This is a genomic window from Bacteroidota bacterium, from assembly GCA_039111535.1.
In the GTDB taxonomy this organism is placed as follows: Bacteria; Bacteroidota; Rhodothermia; order Rhodothermales; family JAHQVL01; genus JBCCIM01.
Map to the genome: position 1 here is coordinate 1 of JBCCIM010000349.1, position 2,155 is coordinate 2,155.

Genomic DNA, 2,155 nt, shown 5'->3' on the forward strand with positions numbered 1-2,155 from the left:
CGAAATTATACTTCTTTTAAGTGTCAATTAATCACATTTTTACTCCAACTTAATCAATGCTCGGTATATAATAACAGAACGCAGGAAAAGCTACTACAACTGCGCTCTTTCATTTAAAACACATTTACAAATACACAGTCATACCGAGAGGATAACATGATTACTGAAAATCTCATTAAAGAAGAAATTCTTCCTTACTTTGGCTTCCGCGGCCACGTGCATCTTTTTGAGGGCCCATCAACTGATGATTATCCTGCAGCTTCTCCTGTAGAAATCATCCAGACCGACCAGTCTTTTCATCTTCGTTTTCACTGGCGGACAAACGGCAACCTGAACTACATCATGTGTGGCACCTGGAAGTGCCGGATTTATCTCGAGCAGATGGGTGGTGGAGAATTTACACTGAACCCGGCCTATGCGCTTGGCAAAGAAGATTTTGTTGCCAAACCCAATCTCTACGAGTGCAGCATCGACGTGCCGGCCAACCAGGTGAAAGCAGGCGTTTATCGCGTAGTTGCTACGCTGACCCTGGAAGGAGAAACGGGTGTCCCGGCACCAGTTGCTGCATTTGCAGACCTTGGCATCGTGCAGTTCTACTCAGATGGTCCAGCAAGCTAAATCTGTGCAAAAACACAGGCAAAAGGGAGGCTGGCAGACGCCGGCCTCCCACCGGCTTGCCTTTCCTGAATCCACATGACCGCGTTCCCATGAGCACCTCCAGAAGAAAGAAATCGACCCGCCGCACCAAAGAACAGTTGCTCCAGGAACTGGAAGTAACGCAACGGCTCCTTATCGAAAAGGAAGAAGAACTGGTGCTTTGCCAGGAAGAGCTTGCCCGCTATTTACAGCAACCCAAAAATGGCGAGCAGCAACACCACACGGATACGCTATTGGACAAAATAGCGGGATTGGAATCAACGCTTAATTCCACCTCGACTGAACTGGAAAACGCTCAAAAAGCCAACAGCAACCAGGCCTCCCGGCTCGCCAAGCAGGACAAGAAAATTGACAAACTTGAGAAGCAACTCAAGAAATTAAAGCAAGCGCAAGTTGAGACACAGGCATCCAGTACTCAGCCAACACCAATAACCTTACCACCGGACGGTCCAGATAGCTTCCTTGTCCCGGAAGTTGCAATACACCACACCAACGCAAAAGAACAGCAACAACAGGGGCCAGCAAAAGCTGATGGTAAAGCTAAAGGTAGCAAGGCAAAAACCAACACCGCCACCAAGCCCCGTCCCACAAGCGAAGAGAGGTATTCCGTGCCCATTCAGATTGCTCCCATCACCCAACTGATTAAGGAAAACACCCCATTTGATGCCGCGATTAACGTAGACGTGCAGGCCATGAAAGATAGCGCTGTTCAGCGTTTACGTTGCCGCACGCGGTTGTTTGCCAGGCGGTTTGCAGACGGTTGGTCGAGCCAGATTGGAGAAATTGAAGCAACGTATGACGCAGGCAATACAGCGGTAACAACCATCAAAGATGTTTCGCTGCCGGCCGGTCTTTATCATTTACAAGCGGTAGCCGCATTCACAACACCCACAGGTGACCCGCTACCCATCGCTTCCATCCACGAAGGGGAATTGCTACAGGTTGTTGTATAGTAGCCCTTGCCAGGCTTTAGGCGACGCGTGCCTTTTGCCAGACCAAGCTTAGTTGGCGCAAGTAAACGCGTATCCCAACTCATCAGGGAAATACTCCCCGGAATGCCGTATATGCGCCTCAGATGCGTCACGTACTTTCATATCTCCGGTACGCCAGTTGAGCCGGCGCTCGTATCCCTCACACTGCGGGCAAAGAAAAACAATCCAGTCGCCGTCGCGATACGACTCACAATGATGTGCTTCTGCCGGCGTTTCTTCAAATTGGTTCATGATTCGAGCTGGATAATGACTGTTTCAGCATAATCAAATATAACGATATTTCGGGTTACAGCACGATTGGATGCATCATTGGCTGTAAAGAAGCCGTCATTCCCCTGGCCTATGCTTGCGGATGAGCAGGATTTTGAGTAATAATTACGCGTGGACTACACATCTCCTAAACGCAGTAGAATGGACATGAAGAAAAATCTACATTTGATCACAACATCCGCCGGATCGGGGAATGGCTTAAATCCCGCCTTTTCAGGGTCATAGGGGTCAGTGAC

3 protein-coding genes are annotated in these 2,155 nt (G+C 49.0%); 2 read left to right on the plus strand and 1 reads right to left on the minus strand.

From position 1 onward, the window contains the following. Positions 1–156: 156 nt before the first annotated feature. On the plus strand, positions 157–618 hold the full coding sequence (locus AAF564_26710) for a hypothetical protein (GenBank protein ID MEM8489164.1): 462 nt from the start codon (positions 157–159) through the stop codon (positions 616–618). Between the two features lie 89 nt (positions 619–707). Further along, positions 708–1,610 carry a hypothetical protein gene (locus tag AAF564_26715; protein ID MEM8489165.1) on the plus strand — a complete coding sequence of 301 codons (903 nt, stop codon included), beginning with the start codon at positions 708–710 and terminating at the stop codon, positions 1,608–1,610. 48 nt (positions 1,611–1,658) lie between these two features. On the opposite strand, the gene AAF564_26720 is transcribed toward AAF564_26715, so the two are convergent. After that, the gene (locus AAF564_26720) at positions 1,659–1,880 is read right to left on the minus strand and encodes a hypothetical protein (protein ID MEM8489166.1); all 222 of its coding nucleotides are present in this window, start codon (positions 1,878–1,880) and stop codon (positions 1,659–1,661) included. Positions 1,881–2,155 lie beyond the last annotated feature (275 nt).